The 13648-nt window shown below is 62.5% G+C and carries 22 protein-coding genes; 15 read left to right on the plus strand and 7 right to left on the minus strand.

Going from position 1 to position 13648, the window contains the following annotated elements; all coding sequences use genetic code 11:
- Positions 1-7 precede the first annotated feature (7 nt).
- The 7 genes from AC3QL2_RS04410 to AC3QL2_RS04440 form a co-directional block, all read right to left on the minus strand.
- Positions 8-499, minus strand: a complete 492-nt coding sequence (locus AC3QL2_RS04410) for a hypothetical protein (RefSeq protein ID WP_493232276.1) — start codon at positions 497-499, stop codon at positions 8-10.
- Between the two features lie 185 nt (positions 500-684).
- Positions 685-1275 carry a phage tail protein gene (locus AC3QL2_RS04415; RefSeq protein ID WP_493232275.1) on the minus strand — a complete coding sequence of 197 codons (591 nt, stop codon included), beginning with the start codon at positions 1273-1275 and terminating at the stop codon, positions 685-687.
- Complete coding sequence (locus tag AC3QL2_RS04420) at positions 1272-1625, minus strand: hypothetical protein (protein ID WP_493232274.1); 354 nt, start codon at positions 1623-1625, stop codon at positions 1272-1274. Before AC3QL2_RS04420 ends, AC3QL2_RS04415 begins: the two co-directional genes overlap by 4 nt.
- Before the next feature lie 311 nt (positions 1626-1936).
- On the minus strand, positions 1937-4507 hold the full coding sequence (locus AC3QL2_RS04425) for a virulence-associated E family protein (protein WP_493232273.1): 2571 nt from the start codon (positions 4505-4507) through the stop codon (positions 1937-1939).
- Between the two features lie 2 nt (positions 4508-4509).
- Positions 4510-4695: a hypothetical protein gene (locus AC3QL2_RS04430; protein ID WP_493232272.1), complete on the minus strand. Its 186-nt coding sequence runs from the start codon at positions 4693-4695 to the stop codon at positions 4510-4512.
- Positions 4692-5180: a phage regulatory CII family protein gene (locus AC3QL2_RS04435; protein WP_493232271.1), complete on the minus strand. Its 489-nt coding sequence runs from the start codon at positions 5178-5180 to the stop codon at positions 4692-4694. Before AC3QL2_RS04435 ends, AC3QL2_RS04430 begins: the two co-directional genes overlap by 4 nt.
- A gap of 138 nt (positions 5181-5318) precedes the next feature.
- Positions 5319-5573: a helix-turn-helix domain-containing protein gene (locus AC3QL2_RS04440; protein WP_493232270.1), complete on the minus strand. Its 255-nt coding sequence runs from the start codon at positions 5571-5573 to the stop codon at positions 5319-5321.
- A 79-nt stretch (positions 5574-5652) separates the two neighbouring features.
- Here AC3QL2_RS04440 and AC3QL2_RS04445 point away from each other — a divergent pair, with 79 nt between their 5' ends.
- The 15 genes from AC3QL2_RS04445 (at position 5653) to AC3QL2_RS04515 (ending at position 13499) form a co-directional block, all read left to right on the plus strand.
- Positions 5653-6192, plus strand: a complete 540-nt coding sequence (locus AC3QL2_RS04445; protein ID WP_493232269.1) for a helix-turn-helix domain-containing protein — start codon at positions 5653-5655, stop codon at positions 6190-6192.
- 402 nt (positions 6193-6594) lie between these two features.
- Complete coding sequence (locus AC3QL2_RS04450; protein WP_493232268.1) at positions 6595-6927, plus strand: NINE protein; 333 nt, start codon at positions 6595-6597, stop codon at positions 6925-6927.
- A gap of 155 nt (positions 6928-7082) precedes the next feature.
- The gene (locus tag AC3QL2_RS04455; protein WP_493232267.1) at positions 7083-7457 is read left to right on the plus strand and encodes a hypothetical protein; all 375 of its coding nucleotides are present in this window, start codon (positions 7083-7085) and stop codon (positions 7455-7457) included.
- Between the two features lie 2 nt (positions 7458-7459).
- A complete protein-coding gene (locus tag AC3QL2_RS04460) occupies positions 7460-7606 on the plus strand; it encodes a hypothetical protein (RefSeq protein WP_493232266.1) in 147 nt (48 codons plus the stop codon).
- A gap of 1 nt (position 7607) precedes the next feature.
- Complete coding sequence (locus AC3QL2_RS04465; RefSeq protein WP_493232265.1) at positions 7608-7943, plus strand: hypothetical protein; 336 nt, start codon at positions 7608-7610, stop codon at positions 7941-7943.
- Positions 7931-8071, plus strand: a complete 141-nt coding sequence (locus AC3QL2_RS04470; RefSeq protein WP_493232264.1) for a hypothetical protein — start codon at positions 7931-7933, stop codon at positions 8069-8071. Before AC3QL2_RS04465 ends, AC3QL2_RS04470 begins: the two co-directional genes overlap by 13 nt.
- Positions 8068-8319: a hypothetical protein gene (locus tag AC3QL2_RS04475; RefSeq protein ID WP_493232263.1), complete on the plus strand. Its 252-nt coding sequence runs from the start codon at positions 8068-8070 to the stop codon at positions 8317-8319. The genes AC3QL2_RS04470 and AC3QL2_RS04475 overlap by 4 nt, the downstream gene beginning before the upstream one ends.
- A complete protein-coding gene (locus AC3QL2_RS04480; protein WP_493232262.1) occupies positions 8316-9605 on the plus strand; it encodes a hypothetical protein in 1290 nt (429 codons plus the stop codon). The genes AC3QL2_RS04475 and AC3QL2_RS04480 overlap by 4 nt, the downstream gene beginning before the upstream one ends.
- Positions 9572-9784, plus strand: coding sequence for a hypothetical protein (locus AC3QL2_RS04485; RefSeq protein WP_493232261.1), 213 nt, complete (start codon positions 9572-9574; stop codon positions 9782-9784). The genes AC3QL2_RS04480 and AC3QL2_RS04485 overlap by 34 nt, the downstream gene beginning before the upstream one ends.
- A 21-nt stretch (positions 9785-9805) precedes the next feature.
- On the plus strand, positions 9806-10042 hold the full coding sequence (locus tag AC3QL2_RS04490) for a hypothetical protein (protein ID WP_493232260.1): 237 nt from the start codon (positions 9806-9808) through the stop codon (positions 10040-10042).
- Positions 10032-10517, plus strand: a complete 486-nt coding sequence (locus AC3QL2_RS04495) for a hypothetical protein (RefSeq protein WP_493232259.1) — start codon at positions 10032-10034, stop codon at positions 10515-10517. Before AC3QL2_RS04490 ends, AC3QL2_RS04495 begins: the two co-directional genes overlap by 11 nt.
- A 2-nt stretch (positions 10518-10519) precedes the next feature.
- A complete protein-coding gene (locus AC3QL2_RS04500; RefSeq protein ID WP_493232258.1) occupies positions 10520-12421 on the plus strand; it encodes a ParB/RepB/Spo0J family partition protein in 1902 nt (633 codons plus the stop codon).
- A 68-nt stretch (positions 12422-12489) separates the two neighbouring features.
- Entirely contained in the window at positions 12490-12738 is a 249-nt protein-coding gene (locus AC3QL2_RS04505) for a hypothetical protein (RefSeq protein ID WP_493232257.1), read from the plus strand.
- A gap of 10 nt (positions 12739-12748) precedes the next feature.
- Positions 12749-13201 (plus strand): single-stranded DNA-binding protein, encoded by a 453-nt coding sequence (locus AC3QL2_RS04510; protein ID WP_493232256.1) that lies wholly within the window; start codon positions 12749-12751, stop codon positions 13199-13201.
- Positions 13202-13220: 19 nt separating this feature from the next.
- On the plus strand, positions 13221-13499 hold the full coding sequence (locus AC3QL2_RS04515) for a hypothetical protein (protein WP_493232255.1): 279 nt from the start codon (positions 13221-13223) through the stop codon (positions 13497-13499).
- Positions 13500-13648: the final 149 nt, after the last annotated feature.

A 13648-nucleotide genomic window follows, 5' to 3' on the forward strand; every position in this document is an offset into this window, starting at 1 on the left:
GGGGCGTTCACTCGTCGTCGCCCTCCAGCTGGTCGTCCTCGTCCTCGTCGAGGTCGTCCTGGTTCCACCGGCTCAGCTCGGTCAGGAAGGCGTCGAATGTCTCAGTCAGCATCGCCTCGACTTCGTCGGCGGTCTTTCCGAGCGCTCGCCGCGCCAGCGGTACCGCATCGCCGCGCAGCCGTTCACGCGCTGCGATGATGGCCCCGGTCATGCGGGGCTCAATTTCAGCAGCGGGGATCAGCAGGCCGCGCTCCCTCATGTTGGCCATCTCGATCTGATCGGCCTTTACGCGAGCCAAGCGATCAGAAGGCGTCTCGGTGCAAGCCTTGCGGACCTCGCGCGCGACCAACCAGTTGATGCAGGCGTCGCTCTCGTACTCCGACGGGATCCCCGGCGATCCGCGCAGCGCGATCGGAAACCCGGCCTCCTGCCACTCCACGATGGTCTTCGGCGCCACGCCAAACAGGCTTGCAATCTGTTCCTGCCCGATGATCCGCACTTACTTACCTCGCTGCTCAACAAAAAACTGGAGAAAATTCGGGGTCGTCTCGCGCCGTAGGGGAGGCGGCGTGGAAGGACCCAGAAGGGGGTCGGCTGGCCTGGTTTCGGGGCTGGACCACCGTCCTGAGCGGAAGTTTGGGCCGGTGGCGGTGGCGCCGGGCATGGGGTGGGCGGCGAGGACGATCACTTGTAGATCCACGCGACGTTGTGAAGCTCGCGGCGCCAGTTGTCTTCAAAGCGGTCTAGCATCAACCTCCGCACTGCCTCATTGACCCTGCGAACATTGAACATTTGGACTACATCAATGGTGTTCACTGCCTTGATGGGAAGGCGGCGCTTTCCCTCTCGAATGAACACCGTGCGCCCCTTGTTACCGATGAAAGCGCCGGGGATCAGCTTTCGGCCGCCGTCTCGACGGATCTGGAATTTCAGCTGCTGACGCTGGCCAGACTTGAGCAGCCGGCCGCCGCCTGTATGAAATGCAATCAGGTTCATCGAGCGGCCCTGTCCGCGCTTGGATGCCTCAAGAAAGACTTCGAGCTTGTAGCCTTCGCCCACCTTTCGTGCGGGCTTGGTACTGAGGCGATCGCGCACTTCCGACTGCTTGATGCGGTAAGCGCGGCTGATTTGCCGAGCCATCTCGGCTTCACCCTGGCGGATGGTTGAATTAAGGGCACGCATAGTCGCCGAGTTGGCGTGGCGGTCGCTCACAGCCTTCATTTCTTCTATGAGTTTCGGGAAGTCGTGCTTGATGGTGATGGTGATCGGGATCATGGCTGGCGAATCCAGAACGTGCAGGTGCGGCCGCTGTCGGGCGGGCAGCGGCGCAGGGGATGGTTGGGGGTATAGACCGGATGGAGGTCGGCACGGGGGCCGGCACAGTAGGTGTTGCCGAGGCCGGGATGGGCCTGGTAGGCGCAGGTGGTGCAGCTACGGACGATGAGCGTGGAGGTGGTGATGCGCAGCCAGGTGGCCCAGGCGTCGAGGAGGACGGGGTTGCCGCTGGCCATGTCGGCCTTGGCCTGGGCAGTGAGGGCCTCGATGTCGGCTTCGGTCCAGCCAGTGTAGGCCAGCATGGGCATGAGGGCGGCCCACTGGCGGCGCATGTGGGCGAGATCAGCCATGATGCGCACCGATCTGCCCAACGTTGGGAAGGTTGGGAGCAGGTTGGGAAGGCTGAAACCCGCGCCATTGCTGCCCCTTCCTAACCTTCCTAACGTTCCTAACATGAAATGATGGGTGGGCGCGTGCGCGCACGCGTGCCCGCCCGCCCGCCTGCCCGCACGCCCCCGTGTGTGTACGCGTGTACACGCGGGAGAACAGGTTAGGAAGGTTGGGAAGGTTAGGAAGCGCCAGTGCTAGCGCGGCTTCCAGGGGTTCCCAACCTGTTCCCAACCTTCCCAACGTTAGGAAGTTGGAAAGAGCGAAACGGCTGTCAGAAGGGCGCACGATACCTCCTTCCGGATTCCATGTCGTCCTCTTCGAGCTCGATGGACGCTGACGGCTGACCAGTGTGCGACGTGGCCCCATTTCGAACGGGGGGCTTGTACCAATACCTGGTCATGCCGTTGCGCTTTTCGATGCGCGTACAGCCGAGTTTGCGCAGGGCGATGCCGATGCGCGTTTGCATGTCACGGGTGAGCTTGGAGGCGTCCAGCTTGAGGCATTCGGTCGCCGCCATGTAGGCGCTAAAGTCCGCTACGCGGGCATAGACCCAGTCGTGTAAGGCGTCGACAAGATCGTCTGGCGCTTCACGCTTGAGCTGCTCCGGGTCGAAGATGGTCTTTTGCTCTTCACGGGTAGGCCACCAGCGCTCACCCGCCTTGTAGGCAGCAAGCGCTTCAGCAAAGAGCTGGACCCTTGCCGCCTGCAGGCCTGCAATGTCCAGCTCATCCGTGCAATCGACGGGCCAGAAGCGGCGGCCGCCAGTCGGGTCCTTGTTCCACTGCCATTCGTTCGTTGAGCCCGCGAAAACGAGCTGCCGCGGGACGCGGATGTCTCGGCGGCCATAGACCGGCCTGTACTTGTCTTCGCGGCGGGAAAGGAAGCTCTTTTGCTTCGTGGATTCGGTCCGTGCCAAGGAGCCTAGCTCGGCGAACTCGTGCAGCCAAACCCCTTGCAGGGCTGACATGGCGTCCTTGTTGTGCAGGTCGAGGTCGGTATCCATGAACCACTCGCCGGCCAGCGCGCGTAATGCAGTGGATTTCTGGAGGCCCTGGTCGCCTTCGAGCACTAGGCAGTTGTCCATCTTGCAGCCCGGATCGAGCACGCGGGCAACCATACCGATAAGGTAAAACCTCGCCACCATGCGGACGTACTGCGAATCGATCACCTGCATGAAGTCGCACAGCCAGTGATCAATCCGATTGACCCCATCCCACACAGGGAGACTCGCAAGCCAGTCCTTCACGGGATGGAAGGCATTCAGGCGTGCCAGGACCTCTACGGCCTCGGCGACATTGGCTGAGGTCGGAGTCATCCGCTCTTCGTGTGTCAGCCAAATGGCTGTACGGGTGTCATCAACACCAGACCACTCGCCTATACCCTCCTGGGCATCGTACGGAGCTGGACGCAGCTTCACGGTGCGCTGGGCGAATTCGTCGTAGGCGATGACGCCAACCCACTCTTCGCGGCGCGTGAGCACGTCGTGAATGTTGGCGAGGCAGCCGGTGACGTTGCCGTCCTTGTCGGTGCGCAGGCGGTAGCGCCAGGCGTCGGGGTCGTCCCAGTCGGGCGGCGGCTTCGGGGCGCGAGGGGGCTTGCCTCCCCTGCCCTTTTTTGCCGGCGCAGCATCTTCCGACGGTGGAGGGGCTTCCGGGGGCTCAGGATCGGGGGCCGTGGAGCACTCGGGCGGCAAAGGTGCCGGGGCTGGAGCAGGATGGCACTGAACGAGGCGCTGGCGCATCCAGGCGGCCAGCTCGTCACCGACCAGGCCACCCTCGACGGCATCGGCGATATCCCAACCGTCGGGCACTTCGCCGACAGCCGGCAGAGTCACGTCCCAGATGCGGCAGTCGAGCTCGGCGAGGATCTCGCGGATCTGGCGCATGGTCTTGATGCCGGGCTGCTCGGCGGCGGGCAGGTAGGGCTGCGCGGCCGGATCGGCACCGGCATCAGCCTCGGCCCGGGAGAGCTTGCGGCGCTTGGAATCGCAGTCTGCCCAAGTAATGACCTTGCAGCCGGCCAGAATGGACCAGTCGGCCTTGTCGGCGGCCTTTCCACCGCCGGGCCAGGCAATGGGGATGAGATCGGGAAGCTGCTCCCAGGCCACGTCGGCACACTTCTCGCCCTCGACCACCAGGACGGTCGCATCAGGTCGCGCGGCCAGGCGGTGGAGGCCATAGAGGGGGCGCGGGGCATCCCACTGGAGCCAGCGCCAGGCGTAGCGGCCGGACTTTTCGTTGCGGGCATACGTGAGCGGGATGATCTCTTTTCCGCCGTCAGACGAGCGGAAGCGGCAGACGTAGCCGAGGAGTTCGCCATCAATTCCCCGGTACATCCACTTGCGCTCAGGGATACCGCGGAATTCGTGGGCCAGGGGCGCTGCCTCAGCATCATCCGGCACGGGCAGCACGGGAACCCAACTGGTGCGACGCTCGCGGGTAGCCTCGCCAGCCGTCGGCGATGGGGGCGCAGTGCCCGCCCGGTGCTCGACGGGCGCGGCCTGACCCTTGGGCGGCGGTGGAACGAGATCCGGGCAGCCGAGGAGGTCGGCCAGCTCGCGCGCGGCCGTAACGCGCTGCTTTGCAGTGGGCTTCCCGCCGCCATGGAAGAGGTAGGTGTAGAGCTCGACCAGGTCGCCGCCCTTGTCGTCGGACGCAAAGTCACCCCAGGCGCCATTGACGAGCGAGACGCTGAAGCTGCCCTCATGCTGGTCGGCGCGCAAGGGGTTTCGGCAGCGCCATTCGCCGCCGAGCTTGTAACCGCCCGGCAGCCACTGCCCCAGCAGCCACTCCGCGCGCGCGAGAGCCTTCTCAGCGAGCACATCGAACTTTATGAGGGACATGGTCAGCGCCCTGTACGGGCCTCCCAGTCACGGCGGCAATCGGCATCGCACCAGCGGTGATCGGCCTCAAGCGGCTCGCCGCAGTTGAGGCAATGGCCGGTGGCGGCGGGGCCTTCGGGCTTGCGGAGCTTGAGGCAGGCCTCGCGGGCCAGTTCCTCTTGCTGGGTGGCGCGGTCATCGTCGGTCATGACGCCACCACTGCGCGAAATTCGACGGCGGCGGTGATGAGCTGGTCGAGCAACGGCAGGAGGCGGGTGCGCTCGTCGGGGTCGAGGCGGCCGTCCTGCAGATCGCTGGAGGCCTCTTGCGTGGCCTCGCCGACCGCGGCCGAGAGCTGCAGGAAGCCCAGCATCGCCTCGCGGGGACTGCATCCCACGCCTACCGGCACCGTGGTGCGGGCGCACATCATGGCGAGGTAGTTGATGGCCTCGACGGGCTGCAGCTGCTCGATGGTGGCAAGCAGCATGTCGGCCGAGGGGGTGGCCTGGTCGTAGTTGGGATTGAGGGCGTTGGCCATCACCTGGGCATTGCGCCCCTGCAGGTGAGCCAGGGCGGTGATTCCGCCGGGGTGACGGTCTGCCGCAGCCCGGAGGGCGACAAAGAAAGGACGGTAGCGGTCTTTTACCGGGGCCTTCGGGACCGTGTGCACCGGGGGTTTTTCACGTGTCGACATGACTGCATTCCTCCTACAGTTGAGCCATCAAGTTCTTGTTTTGGGGTACAGCGATGTCACATCCGAGCAGCAAAAAAATCCCGTCCGCATCTTTCGACACGGACGGGGAAGCTACTGCGGAGGAGACAGTAATCATGGTCATTCGCCTGCTGCGGTACTGGATGGCGCGGCAGGACCGGGCGTCGGGACGCCTTGCTCGGACTGGACGGCTTTGGCGACGAGACCGCGGATTAAATCGAAGTGGGCGACATGGACCTTGTCTGGTATGCCGCGGCTGCGCCAGTTATTGACGCGGGACGAGGCATGCGGGGCGTTGGCAATACCGAGCAGGCCGGCAAAAGCCGTGCTTCCGCCGGCGGCATCGATGACTTTGCGGGAGAGATCTGCGTCCATGCACACATTACACAATATGTGTGCGCTCAATGCAAACAGTTTGTGTCCAAACAGAATGTGTAGCCGGGGACAATAGGCCATGCACGAAACAACACAGCGCCTATATCAATTCGCAGCGGAGAAGCTCGGCATCAAAGAGCCGGCGCGCCTTGCCGCCCAGCTCGACGTGTCCGGCCAGACGCTTGGCAATTGGGTTTCGCGAGGGATGCCCCATAAAGCGATGATCAAGGCAGAGAAGCGCATCGGCGTGCCGGCCAGGTGGCTTGAGGAGGGTGACGGAGGAACGCCTGATCCGCTACACGTAGCAATGGAGCCGACCGCCGGCTATGGCGATCTGTCGGTCAGCGCCTGCACCGAGCAGCTGCTGACATGCATTGAAGGCGCACTTGGCGCCGTTGGACTTACCCTTGAAACCCTCGGTGGCCGGGAAAGCTTATTCAACAAAATTAGTTTGGGACTATTACAAACTGCAAATGTGAAAAATTCCGCAAATAATCCTGGACCCGCACCGCACAATCCCGAACGGCATGCAAGGTTTGCGTCAGAAAATATGGATTCAAAACTGGCCGGGCTTATGCAAAAAAAATCCCCAGCTGGCAAGGCTGGGGACGGGAGTTAGCTTTAACGGACGAAGGGCCGCTCTTGTGGATGCAGCATGGCGACAGTCACACCTCGACCCGACCTGCCGGAGGCACCCGGCAGGCGCTATGCTTTTCAGTCATCTAACAATGCCGTTGCGATCAGGAACCGAAGCAACGCTTTCACAGCGATTTCTCGCCGGGTATCCATGAGCCCGACAAGCCTGGAGTCGTATTTATTGTCGTGCTTGAGCAACGTGATGCCGGCCCCATCCGCCTCACCCCGATCGGCCACTCGGGCCGCCTCACGGAGTGCAGTTGCAGTTCGAGCCGAGTTGGTGGATCGAATATGGTACGGTCCGCGCTTGATAGGCATGCAAATCTGATAAAAATGATAATTTCAATATATCGATATTTTACTACCTAAAATAGGCATACGGACCGTGAAATCAAGAACAACCGCAGCCATCCTGGCATTCTTTCTCGGGGGCCTGGGCATCCACCGGATGTACCTGGGCAAATACATCACCGGAATCCTGTACCTGCTTTTTTGCTGGACGTATGTGCCGGCTATCCTGGGCCTATTGGAGGGCATCTACTACTTCATTTCGTCCGACGCGGAGTTTGACCAGACCTACAACCCCGAGCAGGCCGCAGCTGCGCGAGAAGCAGCCCGGTCTGTAGCCTGCCCGCACTGTGCCGAGCTGGTAAAGCGTGAGGCCAAGGTGTGCAAACACTGCGGGCGGGACATTGCCCCATCTGACTCGCCAACATAGATCAAACCCGCCGATCCGACGCCCGCTCATGCGGGTTTTTTTTCGGCCCGACTCACACATTTTGTTTGACAACAAAACACACAAGATGTGTAATCAGTCCATCACACCCACCGAAGCTGGTCGCTGACCACCGGGCGGGGAGTGTGGAGGACAGTGTGAAAACGATTGCACAAGAGGCATCGGTGATTGCCGATCGCTGGTCAAAGACCCACACCGATGTGCCCTTCTGGGCTATTGAAGACGCGCTCGACCTACTCGGCGAGGCAAAGAAGGACATCCTCAAGCTGGCCAACGAGCTCTCCAAGATGGAGCAGACAGCTCGATATTTCTTTGATGACTCCAAGCTTGGCGCACTCCAGGCCGCGAACCTTGGGGATACCAACTCTTTCGAGCGAGCAGTACTGATCACACTCAAGCTACTCGGCCTGCTGGACCCCTGCGAGGCTATGAGTGCACATAACGAGATCAAGGCTGCCCATGCCCGCCACTGGCGTCGCCGCTCCGAAGGCCTTCCGGTGCTGGAGCGCTGACCATGCGCCGCGCGCCCATCCCCCCGTGCCGCAACGGCGAACCCTGCGGACTCGGCCTGTTCTTGATGATCGTCGTCGGTGGCCTGCTGATGCTGGCTGGCGTGGGCGCCGGCGTGCTGCTCGGCCTTTCGAGCGTGCTCGGAGGCTGACATGGATCTCTTTGCGATCTTTCGCCGACACCTGCCCCACCTGGCCGACAAGGCCCATCACGCGGCACCGGACATCTACGACCTCGAGGACCTGCTGGACGCAGCCGATGCCGCCGGCTTGAGCCGGGCCGAGGTGGGCTGGCTGGCCTGGCGCGAGTTCTTCGTGGTGGTGGAGGACGCGCTGGCCGCACCGTGGATCAACTTTCTGGCACGGCATGGCTATCGGGCGGCGAACGCCCGACCGATGCAGGGCGGCAAAGGCGTGACGATCGGCCTGCGCTCCGAGGACGGCCGGCAGCTGCACCTTGTGATGGAGGTGCCGACATGCGCCGTGTGATCCGCTACCTGCGCGAGCACCGCGATACGGCGGTGTTCGTTGCCTGCCTGCTGGCCGCCCTGGTGGCCACGCAGATCTCCGACGACTGGGCGGATTCCCGCCCGCAACTTGCGGAGGCCCAGCCGTGAGCTATTCCCACACCGATGCCCGGGCGCAGGTTCCTCCCGATGAAAACTGCCAGCGCTGCACGGGGGTGATCCATTCGATCAGCCCGAGCCAGGTGCATCGCTGGACCTGCAGCCATGGCCTGCATATGCAGCTTGCCTGCACCCACTTCGTCCCCCTCCCCGATGGCCGCAAGGCGGTGCCGGTGCCCTGCGCCCAGCTTGCCTACAGCCGCGACCCCATTCCTTCGACCCGGAGCACGCAATCATGAGCATTCCGCAGAGCCAAAGCCCCCGCTATCTGATCCTGTCCACCATTGCCAAGCATGTGGAAGCCGGCATCGAGACGCTGCTGGCCGAGACGGGGCTGGAGCGGAAGGTGTTCACGAGCAACGTCAACGCGTGCATCAACATCACTCTGCCGCTTGTGGCCCGCAAGCGCGACGACGCGGGCGGTAGCGTGGCTTACCGACTGACGGCCGAGGGCAAGAAGTGGGTGGCCCGGGCGCAGAAGGCGGTAGCACTGAATGACGATATCAAGGCGGCGGCAGGCAAGGCCGAGACGAAGGCCCGCAAGATTTCCACCGCGGTGGCGGACCAGCCCGCGGACGACAAGCCGGGAGTGTCGGAAACAACCCCGGATGCGGCGATTGCGGAGGGGCGTTCCTCCCTTTCCGAAGGCGCCGTCCGTCCCGAGAACGCCCCTTCCGAAAGCGCTGCTCCCCCGGCGCCGACGGAAGGGGGCGACGGTTTGGACATGGACATGCTCCCGCGGCATTTGCAGATGCACCTGCAGATTCGGGAGGCCCTCCAGGGCTACATCACTGAAGACATGGGTCACATCCCGCTACCCGAGATCGTGGCAGGCCTGGTGCAGAGCCACGAGCAGCTGCTAGCCGAGAACAATGCCCGAGTCGAGACGGAGAAGAACATCCAGGGCCTACTGGGCAAGGCCTATGACGAGTTCGGCCAGATCCTTCCAATCGTAGAGCCCTACAGCCGCGACGGCGAGCCGATGCACGTGACGGTGCAGATCATGAGCAGACTGATCGACGCACAGAGCACGATGCTCGATGTCAACCAGCGGCTAGTCGACATGGTCAAGCGGCTGTCTGGCTCCATGGGCATTGGCGTGATGGCGCAGATCCAGGGCGCCGACCCGCTGGAGCTGTTCGAGGCCGAGGTGCTGCGGATCACCAGCCAGGCCGTGGAAGATGACCGGCAGATCGAGGCGACGTATGACGTGCTGGCGCCCCTCTTCCCAGCCACCGATCCGCGCGATCCGTCCGATCTGGGCCTGTGCGTGGTGGCCAAGGCCGTGGCCGACCACCTGACTGGAGCACCCGACGCATCGGGCGGCCCTTACGTGATCAGCGCCGGCTACCAAGTGTGCGACGGCCTCGAGGCGGCAAACGAAGCGGCCGTGCAGATGGCACTGGCCAGCACCACCGGCACAGTTGTCATCGCCCGTCCGCTGCAGGTGGCCGAAGTGCGGCCGAGCATCCAGCCCTGGGAGTCCACGCGATGTGCCGCCGCCACAGCCCGCTGCAGCAGCTGATCGAAGCCAAGCAGATCGCTCGCGACCACGGATGTCTCGTGGTCGAGAGAGCGACTTCCACAGGCATCCGCTATTTGCTGTATCGCAAGAACGAGTACGGCCCGAATGTCTATCTGGGCCAGCGGCGCACGTGTGAGGCGATCCGTGAGCTCGTTTGCAAAGTCACCAATTTTCGGTGAATGAAAAATGGGGATTGAAAGATGAGCCTAATTCCGCGATTTCACGTCGTCGCTCTCGATGACGACTGCACACGATGGGCATGCCAGCGACAACTCGATGACGGCTCTTTTGAAACCATCGCTGGGTTTGAAAGCGAAGAGGCGGCAGAAGAAGCTTGCGATCGAATTAACGAAGATCTGGCGAATGACGAGGACGCACTGGAGGCAGAACTTGCCCGAGCATATGGCGCGAACCAAGGAGGCAACCATGGGGATTGATCTGGACAAGCTGGATCAGCTGGCGAAGGCGGCCGGCGGCAAGGGATGGCAGCAGGGTCGGCTGCTCGACACGACTGAGACGAAACGGTTTTCGGAAGAGGCCAAGCAGTACAACGAGAGGTGGGAGAGCCTGCACCTTTTCTCTGACTTCAGCTTGGCTGATGAGGGGCGCAGCAGGCATCACGTGGGGACATTCGATGTTCCGGAGCACGCGGCCTATTGCGCCGCCGCGAACCCCGCCGTCGTGCTTGAGCTGGTGCGCCGGCTGAGGAAGGCCCAAGTTGATTTGGACGAGCTGCGCAACCGGCCGCCTGCGGCATGGCGCGTCAAGCTTCCGACATGGCCTGACTTCGGTGCATGGAATGACGCCGGAGACGAAGATGAGTATGCCTATTGGGCTGCTCATGAAGGTGCCGAATTCCAGTACGCGATCATCGTTCAGGGTGCTGGGCAACAAGCGAAGAGCGGGGATTGAATATGCATAGCCAAGACTACGATCCCGATGCTCCCTACGCAAAGGCGATGCAGTCGCAAGTGCTGGGGGTAAAGACGATTTGTCCAGGACCGTATCAGCCACGCAAGACGTTTAACCCGATCAAGCATGAAGAGATGAAGGCCAGCGTGCTGAAGCATGGAGTGCTGCAGCCGATCATAGTGCGCCCATGGCCGGCACACTATGAAACTCCAGAAGGAATGGATCGTCCGCTATACCACCTTATCGCCGGTGAGCGCCGGTGGCGGGCATCAAGCGATGCGGGCCTCGAACTGATACCTGGCATGGTCAAGCATCTTGGCGATGAAGAGGTACTGGAGATCCAAGTGATCGAGAATCTCCAGCGCGATGACCTCAATGCGCTGGAAGAAGCAGAGGGATTTGAGGCGCTGCTTAAATTCGGGAATTACACGGCCGAGCTGCTGGCCATGAAGCTCAACAAGAGCCGAGGCTACGTGTACGGGCGCCTCAAGCTGCTCGCCCTGGGGCCCGCAGGACGGGAGGCCTACCGGAGCGGTGAGCTGGAGAAGAGCGTAGCGCTGATGGTGGCGCGGATCCCGCCGCAGCTGCAGGATAAGGCGCTGGCCGAGGTGCTCGGCGACGGGCACCCCATGTCCGCCAAGGTGGCAGCCGAGCACATTGGCCGGCGGTACATGCTGGACCTGAAAACGGCCCCCTTTCCCGGCAATACGCTGGAGCTGGTGCACGGCCATTGCAAGTCCTGCGAAAAGCGCACCGGCAACCAGCCGGATCTGTATCGCGACGTGCGCAGTGCAGACGTGTGTACAGACCCCTCCTGCTATGTCGAAAAAAAGGAAATGCACCTGCAGGAGCTGATCGCCGAGGCAAAGAAGGCCGGCCAGGTGGTGCTGAGTGAAAAGGAAGCCAAAAAGGTTGCGCCGTGGGGGCTGTCATCGAGCCTGGACGGTGCGATCAAGCTGGACGAGAAGTGCTTCCAGGTCGCGTCGGAGAATGGCCAGCACAAGACCTATCGGGAGGTACTGCAGGACACGCCCATCCCGACGCGCCTGCTTCCCCACCCCGAGACGGGGCGACTGGTGGAGATTGTCGACAGGGACGAAGCACAGAAGGCCATCAATCGCTTGCTACGGAAGGACGTGGAGGCGCTGCCCAGCCATATCGCCCAGGAGAAGGCGCGAGAAAAAGCCGCAGCGGCGGAGGCGGTATTTCGGCGGGCGTTGTTCGCGGCGATCTCGACCAGCGCCAAGACCCTGCTCGGCAAGCCGGCACGCTACCCAGGCGGTCCGGACCTGGCCGACATGCGGCTGATCACGCGGCAGTTCTGGACGCGGATCTACCACGAGAGCCAAAAGCGCATTGCGCGGGCCTGGACAGCCGATATTGATCAGCTCTTTTCCGATGACCATGCCCGCATTCACCACCTGACTGGAATGGTGGAGGACATGCCATTCCCCGAGCTGACCCGGCTGTGCATCGAGTGCGCGCTGGTTGGAATGACGGACGTTCCGGGCTATTCCAGCGATATCACCACGCCGTCCCAGCTACTCGACACCGCGCGCCGTTATCACGTCGATCCTGCCGCCATACAGGCCGAGCTCGCAACCAAGAAGCCCAAGTCGGGCAAGAATCCGCCGCCTGAAAACTTGCCCCTACCGATCGAAGCTGCGCAGGCGGAGGGGGAGGAGGCGGCTGCGCAAGGCCAGGAAGCCGCGGAACCGACTACGGCTGCGCAGGCGGGGGGAGCGGAGGCCGGCGAGGCGGTTATCGAGGCCGCTGGCGCGGCGAGGGACGAAGGGATTAAGAGCAGCCGGTCAAGCCCGGCTGGAGGGACGAAAAAACAGCGCCAGGCCGGCCAGAAGGGCCAGGCCGACGCGCAGAGCAGCCTGGACGGGATGGCTGCATGAGCAACTCATGGGCCGTATATCGAGACTTACGACAAACCTTAAGAACCCCACTCACACTGAAAGAACCTATGACGATCATCACTCTCGGCAAATCCTATCGCGACCGCATCACCAACTTTACCGGCATCGCGACGGGCTTTGTGCAGTACCTGTCCGGCTGCAACCAGGCGCTCATCTCGCCGAAGTCGGCCGACGGCTTCACCCTCCCCGACAATCACTGGATCGATGTCCAGCGCCTGGAGGCCCTGCCCGGCGACGCCGTCGTCCTCGACAACTCCACCACCCCGGGCTGCGATCGCGCGGCACCGAAGCGCTGAGGAGGCCAGCATGTTTCTGACCGGACTCGCACGACTCGGCCGCGATGCCGAGGTCCGCTTTCTACCCGACGGCACGCCCGTCGTCCAGATGGCATTGGCAACGAACTTCGGCAAGAAGGACGCACAAGGCAACCGCAAGGTACAGTGGATTGAAGGCAGCTACTTCGGAGAGGGTGCGCAGAAGGTAGCGCAATACCTGGTGAAGGGACAGCAAATCGACGTGGTGCTCGAGGAGCCGCATGTCGAGCAGTTCAAGAAGAGTGATGGCACCGTAGGCGCTGCCCTGCGGGCGAGGGTGCTGCGGCTGGAGTTTGCCGGGAAGGCGCCGGAACGGCCGGCTGGCCAACAAGGCCAAGGCGCACCGGCAAGCCAGCCCGCGCAACAGCCCAGCGCCAACCGCCCTGCCAACAACACCATGCCGCCAGCTGATTTCGGCGGATTTGACGACGATATTCCGTTCTAGGCGCTACTTAGGAGGCTGCATGTTCCCCGATTCAGCACCCCTGCAGAATGCGACAATCATCGGATCAACCGCTACAGGATTGATTATCAAGACTAAGGACGGCCGAACTGCCAAGCTGGCTATCGTAGACGATGCCGGCAACGTGATCGATGACAGCCCCGACGTAGCCCGCGAAGCCTGGGCAGTCGTTGTATCGGTCTACAATAACGTCCTCCAGTCCCAAGGCCATCTGGTTGTCTATACCTCTCCCGCCGGTATGCGGACCTGCACTCACAAGGAACTCAAGAAGGTAGCGTAAGCCATTGATAGAAAGCGAATAGCCCGGGCTAAGCCGGGCTATTTTTTTGTCTGATGCAAATGTATAGATAGATTGTTATTTGGACATCCGAGAGAGACAAACCCCACTTTGGGGGCGACCGGGTGCTTGGCTTGGGTCATGCGCTGAAA

Source organism: Zoogloea sp. GW822-FHT05C07 (assembly GCF_058800215.1).

Bases quoted from the DNA above. Each gene is read 5' to 3' on its own strand.
- AC3QL2_RS04430 (WP_493232272.1), bottom strand. From the start codon at position 4,695: ATGACCGACGATGACCGCGCCACCCAGCAAGAGGAACTGGCCCGCGAG.
- AC3QL2_RS04425 (WP_493232273.1), bottom strand. From the start codon at position 4,507: ATGTCCCTCATAAAGTTCGATGTGCTCGCTGAGAAGGCTCTCGCGCGC.
- AC3QL2_RS04440 (WP_493232270.1), bottom strand. From the start codon at position 5,573: ATGGACGCAGATCTCTCCCGCAAAGTCATCGATGCCGCCGGCGGAAGC.
- AC3QL2_RS04415 (WP_493232275.1), bottom strand. From the start codon at position 1,275: ATGATCCCGATCACCATCACCATCAAGCACGACTTCCCGAAACTCATA.
- AC3QL2_RS04460 (WP_493232266.1), top strand. From the start codon at position 7,460: ATGCGCCGCGCGCCCATCCCCCCGTGCCGCAACGGCGAACCCTGCGGA.
- AC3QL2_RS04485 (WP_493232261.1), top strand. From the start codon at position 9,572: ATGTGCCGCCGCCACAGCCCGCTGCAGCAGCTGATCGAAGCCAAGCAG.
- AC3QL2_RS04515 (WP_493232255.1), top strand. From the start codon at position 13,221: ATGTTCCCCGATTCAGCACCCCTGCAGAATGCGACAATCATCGGATCA.
- AC3QL2_RS04435 (WP_493232271.1), bottom strand. From the start codon at position 5,180: ATGTCGACACGTGAAAAACCCCCGGTGCACACGGTCCCGAAGGCCCCG.
- AC3QL2_RS04465 (WP_493232265.1), top strand. From the start codon at position 7,608: ATGGATCTCTTTGCGATCTTTCGCCGACACCTGCCCCACCTGGCCGAC.
- AC3QL2_RS04420 (WP_493232274.1), bottom strand. From the start codon at position 1,625: ATGGCTGATCTCGCCCACATGCGCCGCCAGTGGGCCGCCCTCATGCCC.
- AC3QL2_RS04510 (WP_493232256.1), top strand. From the start codon at position 12,749: ATGTTTCTGACCGGACTCGCACGACTCGGCCGCGATGCCGAGGTCCGC.
- AC3QL2_RS04445 (WP_493232269.1), top strand. From the start codon at position 5,653: ATGCACGAAACAACACAGCGCCTATATCAATTCGCAGCGGAGAAGCTC.
- AC3QL2_RS04500 (WP_493232258.1), top strand. From the start codon at position 10,520: ATGCATAGCCAAGACTACGATCCCGATGCTCCCTACGCAAAGGCGATG.
- AC3QL2_RS04495 (WP_493232259.1), top strand. From the start codon at position 10,032: ATGGGGATTGATCTGGACAAGCTGGATCAGCTGGCGAAGGCGGCCGGC.
- AC3QL2_RS04480 (WP_493232262.1), top strand. From the start codon at position 8,316: ATGAGCATTCCGCAGAGCCAAAGCCCCCGCTATCTGATCCTGTCCACC.
- AC3QL2_RS04505 (WP_493232257.1), top strand. From the start codon at position 12,490: ATGACGATCATCACTCTCGGCAAATCCTATCGCGACCGCATCACCAAC.
- AC3QL2_RS04490 (WP_493232260.1), top strand. From the start codon at position 9,806: ATGAGCCTAATTCCGCGATTTCACGTCGTCGCTCTCGATGACGACTGC.
- AC3QL2_RS04470 (WP_493232264.1), top strand. From the start codon at position 7,931: ATGCGCCGTGTGATCCGCTACCTGCGCGAGCACCGCGATACGGCGGTG.